We start from the raw sequence: 15,311 nt of genomic DNA on the forward strand, positions 1-15,311 counted from the left end.
CAGAACACAAACCAGCAATCGCCAATCCGCTTGAGTTTCACTAGAACGAAAGACTTCGTCGCCAGCAGCGCCGCCGCCCTCGTTCAGTGAGTGGGCTTATAGAACTAACCCAGGAGAACAGTCAACACACCCAACCAAAGTTTTTTGACATTTTTGTAACAGGTTGAAAATGAAGGGCTTTTATCGCCTGACTCCAAAAACGAACAAATCCACCACCCGATCGGACGGTTTTTGAGATTCGTTTTTGCCGAATCCTGAAGGATAGGCTTCGGCGAGGCAGATGAGCGTAATATGGGGCGCCTGACGCGGAATTCCAGGGTGCTTGCCTATGCCACGCCTCACTCGCTAGTTTGGCGATGAAGAAAGATCCGGCGGAGTGAAGAATGCTTGTCCTCGATGAAGAACAGACGCGCGCGGCCTTGCCCTGGCCGAACCTGATCGAGGCGATCGCCCGCATGTTCCAGAGCGACTGCGTGATGCCGGTGCGTCATCACCATGAGATGGAGGTGCCGGATGAGGAGAGCGCCACATTGCTCCTGATGCCGGCCTGGGTTCCCGGACGCTATGCTGGGGTAAAGACGGTCTCGGTCTTTCCAGGCAATGTGCGCCGGGGCCTGCCGGCGATCTTCGGAACCTATCTTCTTTCCTCCGGCGCTACCGGCGAGATGCTTGCCGCAATCGACGGCGGCGAGTTGACCGCGCGGCGGACGGCCGCGGCATCGGCGCTGGCCGCCCGTCATCTCGCCCGCCCCGACGCGGAAGACCTGCTCGTCTGCGGAACCGGGCGGCTGTCGCTAAACCTGATGCTTGCCCACGGCACGACCCGGCCGATCAAGAGGTACCGGGTCTGGGGGCGCAACGGGCAAGCGGCGGAAAAGATCGCAGCCGAAGCCCGGGCGCTCGGCCTGAATGCCGAGGCGGTCGCGGATGTCGAAGCGGCAGCGCGGACAGCGGACATCATTTCCTGCGCCACGCTTTCCAGCGAGCCACTGATATCAGGCGAATGGCTGAAGCCCGGCGCCCATCTCGATCTCGTTGGCGCCTTCAAGCCGAGCATGCGCGAAAGCGATGACGAGGCCATCCGTCGTGCTTCGGTCTATGTCGATACCCGCGCCGGCGCCATCAGCGAGGCAGGCGATATCGTCCAGCCACTGAAAAGCGGCGTGCTGAAGCAAGGCGACATCAAGGCTGAGCTTGCCGAACTCGTCAGCGGCGCCCATGGCGGCCGAAGCCATCACGCAGAAATCACGCTGTTCAAGTCGGTGGGTGCGGCGTTGGAAGATCTCGCCGGCGCCATTCTTGCCTATGAGACAGTGACGGGCCGAAAGTGACAATCAGTGCATCCTTGCCGGAGCTTCCGGTTTCACATGTCCTGCCGGCCGTCGCCTCTGCGCTGGAAAAGCAAAAACGCGCCGTTCTTTCCGCCCCGCCCGGCGCCGGCAAGACGACGCTGGTACCGCTTTACCTGCTTGGCCAGGCCTGGCGCGGCGATGGCAAGATCATCCTGCTGGAGCCACGTCGGCTGGCGGCGCGGGCAGCGGCAAGCCGGATGGCATCGCTCATCGGCGAACAGGTCGGCGGGACGGTCGGTTACCGCATGCGCCTCGACAACAGGATATCGGCCGCGACACGCATCGAGGTGGTGACCGAAGGGGTTTTTGCCCGGATGATCCTCGACGATCCGGAACTGACCGGTGTCTCGGTGGTGATCTTCGACGAATTCCATGAGCGTTCACTGGACGCAGACTTCGGACTCGCTCTGGCGCTCGACGTCCAGTCGGCACTGCGCGACGATCTGCGTATCCTCGTGATGTCGGCGACCCTCGACGTCGAACGCGTGGCCGCGCTGCTCGACCACCCACCTGTCATCGAAAGCCTGGGGCGCAGCTTTCCGATCGATATCCGTTACCAGGATCGGCCGGGCGGCGAACGCATCGAGGATGCGGTGACACGGGCGATACTCGATGCCCATGCCAATGAGGCCGGCTCGATTCTCGCCTTCCTGCCCGGCCAGGCGGAAATCACCCGGACCGTGGAACGCTTGCAGGGGCGATTCGGAGCCGAGACGCTGATTGCCCCCCTTTACGGCAATCTCAGCCAGAAGGAGCAGGATGCGGCGATCCGGCCAGCATACCAGGGGACACGCAAGATCGTGCTTGCGACATCGATCGCCGAAACGTCGATCACCATCGACGGCGTCAGGATCGTGATCGACAGCGGCTTGCAGCGTCTGCCGGTGTTCGAGGCGTCGACCGGCATCACACGGCTGGAGACGGTGCGCGTGTCGCGGGCTTCCGCCGATCAGCGGGCGGGCCGTGCCGGACGAACGGAACCGGGCATCGCCGTCAGGCTGTGGCACCAGGGACAGACAGCGGCACTGCCGGCCTTCACCCCGCCGCAGATCCTTTCCAGCGATCTCTCGGGGCTGGTGCTCGACCTCGCACATTGGGGCGTTCAAGACCCGGCATCGCTTGCCTTCGTCGATCAACCGCCGGAAACGACGCTGAGGGAGGCGCGGGTTCTGCTCGGCCAGCTCGGCGCCCTCGACAAGGACGGAGCGCTGACAGCGCGTGGCAAGGTGATGCGCGATCTCGCTTTGCCGCCGCGGCTTGCCGCCATGGTCGTCTCGGCGGGAGAAGTGGGACACGCACGCGATGCGGCGATGATCGCCGTGCTTCTCACCGAACAGGGGCTTGGCGGAACGAGTATCGATATCGAGGAGCGGCTGCGACGCTTCAAGGCCGAGCGGGGCGAGAGAGCGGAGGCTTCAAGGCGGCTGGCAGGACGGCTGGCGAGCGGCCTCGACAGCGTTGCCTCAACGGCGCCGGCGCTTGCCGGCCAGTTGCTGCTGCATGCGTTCCCGGATCGAATAGCGATTCAGCGCGGAGGGCGCGGCCGATTCGTGATGGCGAACGGGCGCGGAGCGGAGCTGCCCGAAACCGAGAGGCTGGCCGGCAGCCAGATGCTGGTGATTGCCGACCTGACCGGACGGGCGGCGCGGGCGCGAGTTCTGGCGGCAGCCGAGGTGACACGCGGCGACATCGAAGCCGAGTTGCCCGGTGAGATCAAAACCGACGACCAAATATTCTTCGACCGACAGAGCCGGCAAATCCGGGCGCGGCGGGCAACCCGGCTCGGTGCGATTGTCTTCGAAGAGACGCCTTTGCCGCGCCCGTCCGGGGCAGCAGTCACCCAGGCGCTGGTGGACGGGGTACGCGAACTCGGGCTCGATCAGCTTGCCTTCTCGAAGGAGGCCATGCAGCTTCGCGAGCGGATTGGATTCCTTCACCGGACGATCGGCGAGCCCTGGCCCGATGTCGGCGATGATGCCCTGCTTTCCCGGTTGGACGAGTGGTTCGCACCCTTTCAGACCGAGGCCCGCGGCCTTTCCGAGATTTCCGCAGCCGGGCTTTCGAACGGGCTGATGTCTCTGGTGCCGCATGAGCTGCAACGCGACCTTAGCCGGCTTGCGCCAACCCATTTCGAAGCGCCGACCGGCCAAAGGCATCCGATCCAGTATGAGGGCGAGGAGCCGGTGCTGACGATCCGCGTACAGGAGCTGTTTGGACTGAGGCAGCATCCTGCCATTGCCGGTGGCCGCCTGCCGCTGCTGCTCGAGCTCACCTCGCCGGCGCACCGGCCGATCCAGACGACACGCGACCTGCCGGGCTTCTGGGCCGGCTCGTGGAGGGATGTGCGTGCTGATATGCGCGGGCGCTATCCCCGGCATCCCTGGCCGGAGCGGCCGGAGGATGCGTTGCCGACGACACGGGCAAAACCGCGTGGTACATGAGGGCCGTTCAAGGAGCCCTCGGCATGATCGACAAGCCTGGCATGATCGACAACACGGAAGGCTATACACTGGAGGACCGGCACAACAGCCGCAGGCTGCGCCTGCAGACATTGGTGCGGCTGCGCTGGCTTGCCGTCGGCGGACAGGCGCTGACGGTTTTCATCGTTGCCTTCTGGCTGAACTTTCCCCTGCCGCTGATTGCCAGCTCTTCGCTGATCGCCGCCCTTGCCTGGGTGAATTTTTACCTGACGATCCGCTATCCACCGACGCATCGGCTGGAACCGCCAGCCGCCTTTGCCCTGCTCGGCTTCGACCTTTTGCAGCTCTGCGCGCTGCTGTTCATCACCGGCGGCCTTGCCAATCCTTTCGCAGCGCTCGTCTGCGTGCCCGTTATCATTTCCTTTGCCTCGCAGCCGATCCGCTACAGCACCGCGCTGATCGGCTTTGCGATGGTCTGCATCACGGTGCTTGCCTTTTCGCCCTTCCCGCTGCCCTGGTTCGACGGGGTCGAAATCAATGTCCACAACGTCATGCAGTTCGGTGTCTGGTGCTCGATCGCCTCGACCATGGCATTCGCCGCCTTCTATGCCTATCGGGTCTCGATGGAAGCGAGCCAGCTTGCCGATGCGCTGGCTGCGACCGAACTGGTGCTGCAGCGGGAAAAACATCTGTCGCAACTCGATGGGCTGGCGGCCGCGGCCGCCCATGAGCTCGGTACGCCGCTTGCGACGATCAGCGTCGTCGCCAAGGAAATGGAGCGGGAACTCAAGGATGACGATCGTTTCCGCGAGGACGTCATGCTGTTGCGCAGCCAGAGCGAACGCTGCCGCGACATCCTGCGGCGGCTGACGACGCTTTCCTCCGAAGGCGAGGCACATATGCGCCGGCTGCCGCTTTCGTCGATGATCGAGGAGATCGTCGCCCCGCACCGAGAATTCGGTATCGCTCTCGAGCTCATCGAAAAGAGCCCGCGCAAGGGTGAGCCGGTCACCGACCGCAATGCCGGCATCATGTACGGGCTCGGCAACCTGATCGAAAACGCCGTCGATTATGCGCGGGAGAAAGTGATCGTGACTGTCGAGCACGATCACGACAAAGTCCTGATCGTCATCGAGGACGATGGCAACGGTTATGCGCCTGACATTCTGACGCGGATCGGCGAGCCCTATGTGACGAAGCGGCAGAAAGAGGATACGGCCGGCGGCCTCGGGCTCGGGCTGTTCATCGCCAAGACGCTGCTGGAGCGCTCCGGCGCATCGCTGATTTTCGAGAACCGCGATCCGGAAAGTGCGGGCGCGCGCATCCGAATCGAATGGCCACGCATGCTGATCGACGCAAATTCGACAAAATGACTTTGTCGGCATAAACAGGATATAGCGGTTGACGCAGATCGGGCGTTCAACCGCCGGGGCCGAGACGATGACAGAACAGAATCATGACAATTTCACCGCGTCGGACGAGGATCATATCGGTCCCGACGCCAGCCTGCTGATCGTCGATGACGACGGGCCGTTCCTGCGCCGCCTGGCACGGGCGATGGAGACGCGCGGCTTCCAAGTGGAGACGGCCGAATCAGTAGCGGAGGGCGTTGCGAAATCGAGAGGCAGGCCGCCGAAATATGCGGTGGTCGACCTTCGGCTCGGCGACGGCAATGGGCTCGACATCATCGAGGCGATCCGCCAGCGGCGCGACGACACCAGGATCATCGTGCTGACCGGCTACGGCAATATCGCAACGGCGGTCACGGCCGTGAAGCTCGGCGCCGTCGATTATCTTGCAAAACCTGCGGATGCCGACGATGTGTTTTCGGCGCTGACACAGCGGCCGGGTGAAAAGGCTGAGCTTCCCGAAAATCCGATGTCGGCCGACCGGGTGCGCTGGGAGCACATCCAGCGAGTCTATGAAATGTGCGAGCGCAATGTTTCCGAAACGGCGCGCCGGCTCAATATGCACCGGCGGACGCTGCAGCGTATCCTTGCCAAACGCGCGCCGAAATAGACGCGCACCTCGCGCGCTTATAATTAGACGTCGTCCACAGTGAACGGTTTTCCGTTCGCCCATTCGGCCATCATCAGCCTTTGCGCGGCAGCACGCGAGAAGTTGAGCGTGACGGATTTGCGCGTGGCCGGCGCCATGCGGTGTTCCGGCGCCTCGCGAATCATATGGGCGCCATAACCATCCGACAGGAACAGTCCGCATTCCTCGGGAAAGATCTCCAGCGGCACATCCTGGTGAGTCGCAAAGAACAGGCGGTCGCAATGCAGCCTGTATTCCGGCCATTTGCGATCCACCCTGAAATCCTCGATCGAGGTCTTGATTTCGATGATCCAGACCTCGCCTTTTTCCGAAAGAGTGATCAGATCGGCGCGGCGGCCGCTGGCCAGCGGCAGTTCGGGCAGCACGGCGTGGCGCATTTCATGCAGCAATATCTGCGTTCCACGCCGCACCATCATGGCCCTGTCCGATTGCCGGCCATCGATTAACGGATTGTTATTGTAAACGCTCAAAATCGTCATGGATAACCATCAGAGGGGCTGGCGTGTTGTTGCAAAAAAACCATGCGCTTCTAATTTGCGCGGCAGACGGATTTGTCGCGCTGCAGTAGCCTTGCAAAGCGCAAGTTAATCGAAAATAAACCATAATCAACGATGGTCGAAAGACCGTTCTCCTTGCCCCAAAACTTCAAGAGTCATCCATGCGCATCTGCAATGCATTCCCTGTATTTGGCCTGCTGGCGACGCTCGCTCTGGCCGGTTGCTCTACGACATCAGACAGCGCATCCGTCGACGACAAGGGCGCAGGCCCGACGGTACAGACAGCACAGATCTTCAATGACGCCTACGGCGTGACGAAGGATGCCGGATACTCTCTGCCGGCGATCCCGATCGACAGGGTCAAGCCGCAGTTCCGCCGTCAGGTCGTCAGCTACCAGACCACCGAGCGCCCCGGTACAATCATCGTCAACACGCGCGAGCGCTTCCTCTATTACATCCTGGCCAACGGCAAGGCGATGCGCTACGGCATCGGCGTCGGCAAGCAGGGCTTCGCATGGGCCGGCACCGCCTACGTCGCCTGGAAGCAGGAATGGCCGAACTGGCACCCGCCGAAGGAAATGGCCGTCCGCCGTCCTGATCTCGCCAAGTACGTCGAGGACGGCATGGGTCCGGGGCTGACCAATCCGCTCGGCGCGCGCGCCATGTATCTCTTCAACGAGGACGGTAAAGACACGCTCTTCCGCCTGCACGGCACGCCGGAATGGGCCTCCATCGGCACCGCCGCTTCCTCGGGCTGCATTCGCCTGATGAACCAGGACGTCATCGATCTCTACAGCCGCGTTCGTCCCGGCAAGGGCACGTCCAAGGTCGTCGTCATTCAATAAGCTAATTGCCGAATTCGGTATAAAAAAGGCCGCCGGACTGTCGTTCCGGCGGCCTTTTCGCATTCTCCGGCAAGCGTCACGCGGCCTGTTTCGCCTTGAGCTCGCGGCGGCGGCGGTGAAGCACCGGCTCGGTGTAGCCGTTCGGCTGTTCCCTACCCTTGAGGACGAGATCGAGGGCAGCCTGGAAGGCGATCGAGTCGTCGAAATTGTCGGCCATCGCCTGATAGGCGGTATCCGACGCATTCTGACCGTCGACGACGGCGGCCATGCGTTTCATCGTCTCGACGATCTGAGCTTCGGTGACGACCTTGTGATGCAACCAGTTCGCCATATGCTGGGCCGAAATGCGCAGCGTCGCGCGATCTTCCATCAGGCCGACATTGTTGATGTCGGGCACCTTCGAGCAGCCGACGCCCTGATCAACCCAGCGCACGACGTAGCCGAGGATGCCTTGAGCATTGTTGTCGAGTTCGCGCTGGATTTCCTCCGGCGTCCAGTTCGGCCGCACCGCAACCGGCACGGAGAGAATGTCGGAGAGCTTGGCGCGAGCGCGATCCTTCAGCCCCTGCTGGACACGGGCGACATTGACGCGGTGGTAATGGGTGGCATGCAGGGTTGCGGCCGTCGGCGACGGCACCCAGGCGGTGTTGGCGCCGGCCTTCGGGTGGGTGATCTTCTGTTCGAGCATCGCCGCCATCAGATCCGGCATCGCCCACATGCCCTTGCCGATCTGGGCGTGGCCGGCAAGGCCGCATTCGAGGCCGATGTCGACGTTCCAGTTTTCATAGGCGGAAATCCACGCCGCCTGGCGCATGTCGCCCTTACGAATCATTGGGCCGGCTTCCATCGACGTGTGGATCTCGTCGCCGGTGCGATCGAGGAAGCCGGTATTGATGAAGACGACGCGCTCACGGGCGGCACGGATGCATTCCTTGAGGTTGACGGTCGTGCGGCGCTCCTCGTCCATGATGCCCATCTTGATGGCATTGCGCGGCAGGCCAAGCGCATCTTCGACCCCCGAGAAGATTTCGACGGCGAAGGCCACCTCTTCCGGCCCATGCATCTTCGGTTTGACCACATACATGGAGCCGGTGCGGGAATTCTTCCGCCGGCCGGAGGGACCAATATCGTAAAGCGCGATCAGGCCGGTGATAACAGCATCCATGATGCCCTCAGGCACTTCGTTGCCGTCGCGGTCGAGGATCGCCGGGTTGGTCATGAGGTGGCCGACATTGCGCACCAGCATCAGCGAGCGGCGGTGCACCTCGAAGGCGGCACCATCCGGGCCGGCATATTGCAGATCCGGGTTGAGCCTGCGGATGAAGCTCGTTCCGCCTTTTGCCACCTCTTCCTGCAGGTCGCCCTTCATCAGACCGAGCCAGTTGCGATAGACCACGACCTTGTCCTCAGCATCGACAGCGGCAATCGAATCCTCGCAGTCCATGATCGTCGTAATTGCCGATTCCAGCCAGACATCGGAAATATCGGCCGGATCGGCGTTTCCGATCGTCGTCGTCGCATCGATGACGATTTCGATGTGAATGCCGTTGTTCTTCAGGAGAATATGCGTCGGGGCGGCGGGATCTCCGCGATAGCCGGCAAAATGCTTGCCATCCGTCAGCATGGCCTGCTCGCCATCGATCGATCTGACAGAGAGCGCTCCATCCCTGACGGCGAAGCCGCCAACGTCCTTCCACCGGCAGTCCTGCAGCGGCGCTGATGTATCGAGGAAATCGCGCACCCAGGCGATGACCTTCTCGCCGCGTTTCGGATTGTAGCCCTTGCCTTTTTCGGCGCCGTCGCTCTCGGGAATGGCGTCCGTGCCGTAGAGCGCATCATAGAGCGAACCCCAGCGGGCATTGGCGGCATTCAGGGCATAGCGAGCATTCATGACGGGAACGACGAGCTGCGGGCCGGCGATCGATGCGATCTCCGGATCGACATTTTCGGTCGAGACCTGGAAGTCCGATCCTTCCGGCAGGAGATAGCCGATGTCGCGGAGGAAGGACTGGTAATCGTCCATATCGGCCGGGGCGCCGTGCCGGCGGTACCAGTCGTCGATCTTTACTTGCAGCTCATCGCGTTTTGCCAGCAGCGCACGATTCTTCGGGGCGAGATCGTGGACTACAGCCGAAAAATCGGCAAAGAACTTGTCCGCATCGACCGCCAGGCCCGGCAGCACCTCCTTGACGAGGAAATCATGAAGGACGGTTTCGATGGCAAGACCGTTCTTATCAACGCGGCTCATGCGACATTCTCCCTGGCAACGACTTTTGAATGCTGCCACTTTGCCCGGCTTTCATTCATAGTCAATTCTGCAATAATTCGAAAGATTTATGCCTTCGTGGAAATTATGCGCGGGGTCACGCGCATCGGCAATCCGTTCTGTGGCTGCGTCGTCAGCTTCTGCACCGGCCAGGGGTTGGTCTGATCGGTGGAATCGAAGCGATAACGATGCATCAGGACAGCAAGCGCGATCACTGCCTCCTGAAGTGCAAAGGTTGCGCCGATGCAGACACGCGGGCCAGCGCCGAAAGGCAGGAACTGAAAGCGGCCGATAGAGCCGCGATTTTCCGGCAGGAAGCGTTCGGGCATATAGGCGCGCGGCCTGTCCCAGTGAAGTTCGTGGCGATGCAGCGTCCAGGGCATGACGAGCACCGTGACACCGGCCTCAAGCTCGACCCGCTCGCCCTTGGGGCTTGTCCAGGAATCATCCGATATAGCGGCGCGATTGATCGATGGCGCCGGCGGATAGAGGCGTAAAGCCTCTTCGAAGGCGGCGCGCGTCTGCGGCATCATATCCAGCCATTCCACAGGTTTGGCCCCAGTGGCGAGCACCGCGTCGATTTCTTCTTCCATCGCCTCGCGGATATGCGGGCTGTTCGATACGCAATACAGCGTCCAGGCCAATGCCCGGGCTGTGGTCTCATGTCCCGCGCCGATGAAGGTCAGGATATTGTCTTCGATCTCTTCCTTGGTCAGCCCGTCCGGGCCGGCCTGCTCCAGGAGCAGGGTCAGGAAATCCTCGGGCGCGCTGCTGCGGTCTGCCTTCATCTTTGCAAGCCGCATATCCATCGTGTTGCGCACGATGGCTCGGAACTTCTCCAGCACTTTCTGACCGCCGATGCGTGTCACACGTGGAACCCAGGAGGGTGCGCGCATCAGATCCATCGGATCGACGCGGCCCATGCGATGCAGGAGTTCATTGACGTCGTCGGCGAAATGGCCGCTCGATGTGACGATTTCGCCGGAGAACAATGTGTCAGCCAGAATCGCGAAGGTCAGCTCGGTCATATCGGTGCTGATATCGAAAATTGCGCCTGCCTCGCCGGAGCCCTCATATTTGCGGGCATAGTCTTCGGACTGGCGCAGCATCTGCCCGGCGAAGCCTTGGGCATGGCGGGGCGTGAAAATAGGCGCCACCGCCTTGCGCGATCTTTTCCAGACGGGACCTTCGGCGGTCAGAAGGCCGTCGCGGAGGATCGGACGCAGGACGAGCTGGCGCACATCCGACATGCGGTAATTATTGGCATTATCAACAAGCACGTGCTTGATCAGGCCGGGATCATTGACGATCAGCGTCCTTTGGCCGAAGAAATTGGTGCGGATCCAGGGCAGCGTATAGGACGGCTCGCCCCATAGCTCGAGCGGATTGCGCAGGATGATGCGAATGATTTCCAGCCGGCTCGGCGGCACGGTACGCGGCAGCGGTGCTGGCGGGACGAAGGGGTCCGGACGCATGTCCATCGTAAAAGCCTTTCGGGGAAGATCTAGGCCTTCCCGGCAAGCTTGAAGCTAGAGCAGGCCCTTAAGTTCGTCCAGCTTGTCGTTGATCAGCCAGCCGTAATAATTCTCTTCCGGCCAGATGGTCGTACCGGCGCCGCGGTTCTTCGCAGCAAGGGCTGCGGCGCGCTGGCGCGAATTGCCCACATTATAAAGCGTTGCCGTCAGGCCGGGATTGCCCGAGATATCCATGCCGGCGATCTCCTTGTAATCGTCGATCGACCTGCGGATCGAGGCCGCGACGAAGGCGAGCGAGATATCGGGATCCATGATGGCCTTGTAGACGGCGCCGGCATTCTTCTCGTTCAGCTTCGGATAGCCGGACACTCGGGACACGAGATCGGAGAGCATCAGCGCCGTCAGCGGATTGACCTGGCCGAGGCCGAAGGTTTGACCGGCATAGAAGGGCTGGAAGAAGACTGCGCTGAAGCGGTTGTTGGGAAAGCTCGTACCACCCACCGTCTTGCCGCGGAAATCGGTTTCCCAGACATCTTCGCGGCAGGACCAGAGCGTGTAGGAATCGCTCTTGCCCTTGCATTCGGCAAATTGCGGCCGCGCCACGAATTCGTCGACGTTTTCGCCGTCATAGGCGAAGCGGAAGCTTTCTCCGGCGTAGGAGGCAGCCTTGACATAATAGGCCTGCAGCCGGTCGTAGGCGTCGACATTATAGGTGTGTTCGCCGACGATCGCGCCGACGACATGAATGGGATTGATGCCGTAGGCGCTGGAGATCTTGCGGATCTTGCTCATCAGCTCGCGATCGGTCGCCAGAAGCTCATGAACCTTTTCGTATTTCAGATCGAAGCTGCTCTTGGTGCCCTTGGTGCGCCTGATGGAAGCGCCCGGAATATCGGGCTGCTCGGCGTGACGATTGCCGGCCGGCACCGTCTGCATTGCGAAGGCAGGCGCCGAATTCAGCAGGGCGACGGCAATCATAAGGCTTGTTAAAAGGCGTCGCACGATCCGTTATCCCGTCCGTTCCATCGTCCTGTTTGTGATGCGGCTGCCTGGACCAGAATCTTGGCCGAATAAAGCCGAGCGAAAACAAAACGGGCCTTCATTACAGCGCCGCGCGTCTTTTCAGACGCGCAAAGGACGCTGTAGCACTTTGAAGTGCTGCATAATTTTATCCCTAAATCGATTCCGATTTAGAGAATTATGCAGTAAAAAGTAAAAGGCCCGTTGTCGAGAGTCGCGTTCGTCACAATCCGTCATTCATGCCGGGAAAGACATGAAGCGGTGCGCCGATATCACAGAATGAAGCGCGAGAGATCGGTATTCTGCGCGAGATCTCCGACATGTTCGCGCACATAGGCGGCATCGATCGTTACGGCCGTCCCGCCCCGATCCGGTGCGTTGTAGGAAATTTCGTCGAGCACTCGCTCCATGACCGTCTGCAGACGGCGTGCGCCGATGTTTTCGACGGAGGAGTTCAAGTGCACGGCGACATCGGCAAGCGCGTCGATCGCGTCGTCGGTGAATTCGAGGCTCAGGCTTTCCGTCTCCATCAGAGCGCGATACTGGCGGATGAGGCTCGCTTCCGTCTCGGTCAGAATCCGGCGGAAATCATCCTTGTTCAGCGCACGCAATTCGACACGGATCGGCAGGCGGCCCTGCAGTTCCGGCAGAAGATCCGAGGGCTTGGAGACATGGAAGGCGCCGGAGGCGATGAACAGGATATGGTCCGTCTTGACCGGCCCGTATTTGGTCGAAACCGTCGTGCCTTCGACGAGCGGCAAGAGGTCGCGCTGGACGCCTTCGCGTGAAACCCCGGCGCCCATGCCACCGTCGCGGGCGGCGATCTTGTCGATTTCGTCGAGGAAGACGATACCGTCATTCTCGGTGGAGCGAACGGCTTCGCGCTGGATCACTTCGTTGTCGATCAGCTTGTCGGATTCGTCGAGGATCAAGTCGCCATAGGAGGCCTTGACTGTGGTGCGGACCTTCTTGGTGCGGCCGCCCATCGCCTTGCCGAACATTTCCGACAGGTTCAGCACGCCGATATTGGCGCCCGGCATGCCGGGAATTTCGAAGCCACCCATGCCGGAACCGGCATCGGCGACCTCGATATCGATTTCCTTGTCGTCGAGCTCGCCGTCCCGGAGCTTCTTTCGGAAGTTTTCGCGCGTGGCAGGCGATGCCGTGGTGCCGACCAGCGCATCGAGAACACGCTCCTCGGCGCTCACATGCGCCTTGGCCTGCACCTCGGCCCGCTTCTTCTCGCGCACCAGGCCGATGCCGACCTCGACCAGGTCACGGATGATCTGCTCGACATCGCGGCCGACATAGCCGACTTCGGTGAATTTGGTGGCTTCCACCTTGATGAAGGGCGCACCGGCGAGTTTTGCCAGGCGGCGGGAGATTTCCGTCTTGCCGACGCCGGTCGGGCCGATCATCAGGATGTTCTTCGGCATGACCTCGTCGCGCAGGCTCGGATCGAGCTGCTGGCGGCGCCAGCGATTGCGCAGCGCAATCGCAACGGCGCGCTTGGCATCATGCTGGCCGATGATGTAGCGATCGAGCTCGGAAACAATCTCGCGGGGGGAAAAAGTGGTCATTGTGTATCATTCTCCTGGCGGTCCAGGGCCATCAACAGCGCCCGGCCGTATTTCGTCGTTGTTTCGCCAAGTCCTTGAAAGCCCGCCTTGGTATAGGCTCTGATTGCGAATGCATTGTCAGGATGCGGATCGACCAGGATCCGCTGCGCGCCCTTTGCAAAGAGCATATCGCAGAACCCTATCACAAAGGCCGGTCCATGACCCTTGCCCGCGAGTTCCTCGATGCCGATGAACTGGTCGATGCCGTAGGTGCCCTTCGGCTGACCGGCGAGCGCTTCATCGTCCTCGTCGTCGAGATCGGCCGCCTGGATAAAGGCGAAGTCCTTTCCATTCAGCGTGACGATGAAACACGAGACGGAGACCGCATCGATATGCTTTTCCATCGAAGCCAGCGCCTTGGCCGGATCGCTCCACCAGCGCCTGACATGCCGGCTTTCCAGCCATTTGGCGAGGAGCGGCAGGTCAACCGCGGCAAGCGGCCGGAAGGCATAGGGTTCAGCCTTCGGCATCCAGCGATTCCACCACGACGTTGTGGTTCGTGTAGACGCAGATGTCGGCGGCGATATCGAGGGCGCGGCGGGCGATCTCCTCGGCTGATTTGTCGGTATCCATGAGTGCGAGGGCGGCCGCGAGGGCAAAATTGCCGCCGGAACCGATCGCCGTCGTGCCATGCTCCGGCTCCAGAACGTCACCATTGCCGGTGATCGCCAGCGTGATCGACTTGTCGGCGACGAGCATCATGGCTTCGAGATTGCGCAGGTATTTGTCGGTGCGCCAGTCCTTGGCGAGCTCGACGGCGGCGCGCATCAGCTGACCAGGATATTGCTCCAGCTTCTTTTCGAGCCTTTCGAGCAAGGTGAAGGCATCGGCGGTGGCGCCGGCAAAACCGGCGATGACTTCGCCCTTGCCGATGCGGCGCACCTTGCGGGCATTGCCCTTCATGACGGTCTGGCCGAGGCTCACTTGGCCGTCGCCCGCCATCACCACCTTGCCGCCTTTTCGAACTGTAATGATTGTTGTCATAAAACACCTGTCTGCCGGGCCGCATGCCGGCCCTGTTGAGCCCTATGTAAGTGGGCCGGAGCGGATTGCAAATGGGCCGGCTTTTCTCTTGCCCGGCTTCTGGATATTTCCCGATGCGCCTGATAAGGAACGGCCTTATTCCCGATGGAGGGCCATATGGCCGAGACCGCAGCAAGCCGCACGGGCAGCGTTTCCCGCAAGACCAACGAAACCTCGATTTCCGTTTCCGTCAATCTCGACGGCACCGGCAAATCGACGATCTCGACGGGCGTCGGCTTCTTCGACCACATGCTCGACCAGCTTTCGCGACATTCCCTCATCGACATGGAGATCGATGCCAAGGGCGACCTGCATATCGACGACCATCATACGGTCGAAGATACCGGCATCGCCATCGGCCAGGCGATCTCCAAGGCACTCGGCGACCGGCGTGGCATCACCCGCTACGCTTCGATCGATCTCGCCATGGACGAGACGATGACCAAGGCTGCGGTCGATCTTTCCGGCCGGCCGTTCCTCGTCTGGAATGTCGCCTTCAGCGCTCCGAAGATCGGCACTTTCGATACCGAGCTCGTTCGCGAGTTCTTCCATGCGCTCGCCCAGAATGCCGGCATAACCTTGCATATTCTCAACCATTATGGCGCCAACAATCACCATATTGCCGAGACATGCTTCAAGGCCGTTGCGCGTGCACTGCGCACGGCGACAGAGATCGATCCGAGACAGGCGGGCCGTGTTCCCTCGACCAAGGGCACGCTCGTCTGAGCCCTTCAAG

Annotated in this window: 13 protein-coding genes; 6 read left to right on the forward strand and 7 right to left on the reverse strand. The window is 61.4% G+C overall.

Translation table 11 applies throughout. The features are described from left to right. The first annotated feature begins 383 nt into the window (after nucleotides 1–383). The 4 genes from ACM5SV_RS06345 to ACM5SV_RS06360 all read left to right on the forward strand — a co-directional run bounded on the left by ACM5SV_RS06345 (nucleotide 384) and on the right by ACM5SV_RS06360 (nucleotide 5,791). Nucleotides 384–1,331: an ornithine cyclodeaminase family protein gene (locus ACM5SV_RS06345; RefSeq protein WP_012759593.1), complete on the forward strand. Its 948-nt coding sequence runs from the start codon at nucleotides 384–386 to the stop codon at nucleotides 1,329–1,331. Then, nucleotides 1,328–3,793, forward strand: coding sequence for an ATP-dependent helicase HrpB (gene hrpB, locus ACM5SV_RS06350; RefSeq protein WP_012759592.1), 2,466 nt, complete (start codon nucleotides 1,328–1,330; stop codon nucleotides 3,791–3,793). Before ACM5SV_RS06345 ends, hrpB begins: the two co-directional genes overlap by 4 nt. Before the next feature lie 23 nt (nucleotides 3,794–3,816). Next, a complete protein-coding gene (locus tag ACM5SV_RS06355) occupies nucleotides 3,817–5,145 on the forward strand; it encodes an ActS/PrrB/RegB family redox-sensitive histidine kinase (RefSeq protein WP_012759591.1) in 1,329 nt (442 codons plus the stop codon). A 67-nt stretch (nucleotides 5,146–5,212) separates the two neighbouring features. Then, nucleotides 5,213–5,791: an ActR/PrrA/RegA family redox response regulator transcription factor gene (locus ACM5SV_RS06360; RefSeq protein WP_419425165.1), complete on the forward strand. Its 579-nt coding sequence runs from the start codon at nucleotides 5,213–5,215 to the stop codon at nucleotides 5,789–5,791. A 23-nt stretch (nucleotides 5,792–5,814) separates the two neighbouring features. Here ACM5SV_RS06360 and ACM5SV_RS06365 read toward each other — a convergent pair whose 3' ends face one another. Next, nucleotides 5,815–6,309, reverse strand: coding sequence for an MmcB family DNA repair protein (locus ACM5SV_RS06365; protein WP_012759589.1), 495 nt, complete (start codon nucleotides 6,307–6,309; stop codon nucleotides 5,815–5,817). A 179-nt stretch (nucleotides 6,310–6,488) separates the two neighbouring features. On the opposite strand from ACM5SV_RS06365, the gene ACM5SV_RS06370 reads away from it, so the two are divergent. Continuing rightward, nucleotides 6,489–7,172, forward strand: a complete 684-nt coding sequence (locus ACM5SV_RS06370; protein ID WP_012759588.1) for a L,D-transpeptidase — start codon at nucleotides 6,489–6,491, stop codon at nucleotides 7,170–7,172. Nucleotides 7,173–7,248: 76 nt separating this feature from the next. Here the strand turns inward: ACM5SV_RS06370 and ACM5SV_RS06375 are convergent, their stop codons facing one another. The 6 genes from ACM5SV_RS06375 to hslV all read right to left on the reverse strand — a co-directional run bounded on the left by ACM5SV_RS06375 (nucleotide 7,249) and on the right by hslV (nucleotide 14,536). Then, on the reverse strand, nucleotides 7,249–9,420 hold the full coding sequence (locus ACM5SV_RS06375; RefSeq protein WP_221992183.1) for a malate synthase G: 2,172 nt from the start codon (nucleotides 9,418–9,420) through the stop codon (nucleotides 7,249–7,251). Between the two features lie 86 nt (nucleotides 9,421–9,506). Next, nucleotides 9,507–10,919: a cytochrome P450 gene (locus tag ACM5SV_RS06380; protein WP_017995613.1), complete on the reverse strand. Its 1,413-nt coding sequence runs from the start codon at nucleotides 10,917–10,919 to the stop codon at nucleotides 9,507–9,509. A gap of 48 nt (nucleotides 10,920–10,967) precedes the next feature. Further along, the gene (locus ACM5SV_RS06385; protein WP_017995612.1) at nucleotides 10,968–11,915 is read right to left on the reverse strand and encodes a DUF1402 family protein; all 948 of its coding nucleotides are present in this window, start codon (nucleotides 11,913–11,915) and stop codon (nucleotides 10,968–10,970) included. Nucleotides 11,916–12,205: 290 nt separating this feature from the next. Then, on the reverse strand, nucleotides 12,206–13,513 hold the full coding sequence (hslU, locus tag ACM5SV_RS06390; RefSeq protein WP_017995611.1) for an ATP-dependent protease ATPase subunit HslU: 1,308 nt from the start codon (nucleotides 13,511–13,513) through the stop codon (nucleotides 12,206–12,208). Then, a complete protein-coding gene (locus ACM5SV_RS06395) occupies nucleotides 13,510–14,022 on the reverse strand; it encodes a GNAT family N-acetyltransferase (RefSeq protein WP_012759583.1) in 513 nt (170 codons plus the stop codon). Before ACM5SV_RS06395 ends, hslU begins: the two co-directional genes overlap by 4 nt. Next, the gene (hslV, locus tag ACM5SV_RS06400) at nucleotides 14,009–14,536 is read right to left on the reverse strand and encodes an ATP-dependent protease subunit HslV (protein WP_012759582.1); all 528 of its coding nucleotides are present in this window, start codon (nucleotides 14,534–14,536) and stop codon (nucleotides 14,009–14,011) included. The genes ACM5SV_RS06395 and hslV overlap by 14 nt, the downstream gene beginning before the upstream one ends. A 156-nt stretch (nucleotides 14,537–14,692) precedes the next feature. Between hslV and hisB the strand changes: the two genes are divergently transcribed. After that, on the forward strand, nucleotides 14,693–15,301 hold the full coding sequence (hisB, locus tag ACM5SV_RS06405; protein ID WP_003544176.1) for an imidazoleglycerol-phosphate dehydratase HisB: 609 nt from the start codon (nucleotides 14,693–14,695) through the stop codon (nucleotides 15,299–15,301). Nucleotides 15,302–15,311: the final 10 nt, after the last annotated feature.

Origin of the sequence: Rhizobium sp. CRRU65 (genome assembly GCF_048551595.1) — a bacterium.
Lineage (GTDB): Bacteria > Pseudomonadota > Alphaproteobacteria > Rhizobiales > Rhizobiaceae > Rhizobium > Rhizobium leguminosarum_J.

Bases quoted from the DNA above. Each gene is read 5' to 3' on its own strand.
- hslU (WP_017995611.1), bottom strand. From the start codon at position 13,513: ATGACCACTTTTTCCCCCCGCGAGATTGTTTCCGAGCTCGATCGCTAC.
- ACM5SV_RS06395 (WP_012759583.1), bottom strand. From the start codon at position 14,022: ATGCCGAAGGCTGAACCCTATGCCTTCCGGCCGCTTGCCGCGGTTGAC.
- ACM5SV_RS06355 (WP_012759591.1), top strand. From the start codon at position 3,817: ATGATCGACAAGCCTGGCATGATCGACAACACGGAAGGCTATACACTG.
- hslV (WP_012759582.1), bottom strand. From the start codon at position 14,536: ATGACAACAATCATTACAGTTCGAAAAGGCGGCAAGGTGGTGATGGCG.
- ACM5SV_RS06365 (WP_012759589.1), bottom strand. From the start codon at position 6,309: ATGACGATTTTGAGCGTTTACAATAACAATCCGTTAATCGATGGCCGG.
- ACM5SV_RS06360 (WP_419425165.1), top strand. From the start codon at position 5,213: ATGACAGAACAGAATCATGACAATTTCACCGCGTCGGACGAGGATCAT.
- ACM5SV_RS06370 (WP_012759588.1), top strand. From the start codon at position 6,489: ATGCGCATCTGCAATGCATTCCCTGTATTTGGCCTGCTGGCGACGCTC.
- ACM5SV_RS06380 (WP_017995613.1), bottom strand. From the start codon at position 10,919: ATGGACATGCGTCCGGACCCCTTCGTCCCGCCAGCACCGCTGCCGCGT.
- ACM5SV_RS06375 (WP_221992183.1), bottom strand. From the start codon at position 9,420: ATGAGCCGCGTTGATAAGAACGGTCTTGCCATCGAAACCGTCCTTCAT.
- hisB (WP_003544176.1), top strand. From the start codon at position 14,693: ATGGCCGAGACCGCAGCAAGCCGCACGGGCAGCGTTTCCCGCAAGACC.
- ACM5SV_RS06345 (WP_012759593.1), top strand. From the start codon at position 384: ATGCTTGTCCTCGATGAAGAACAGACGCGCGCGGCCTTGCCCTGGCCG.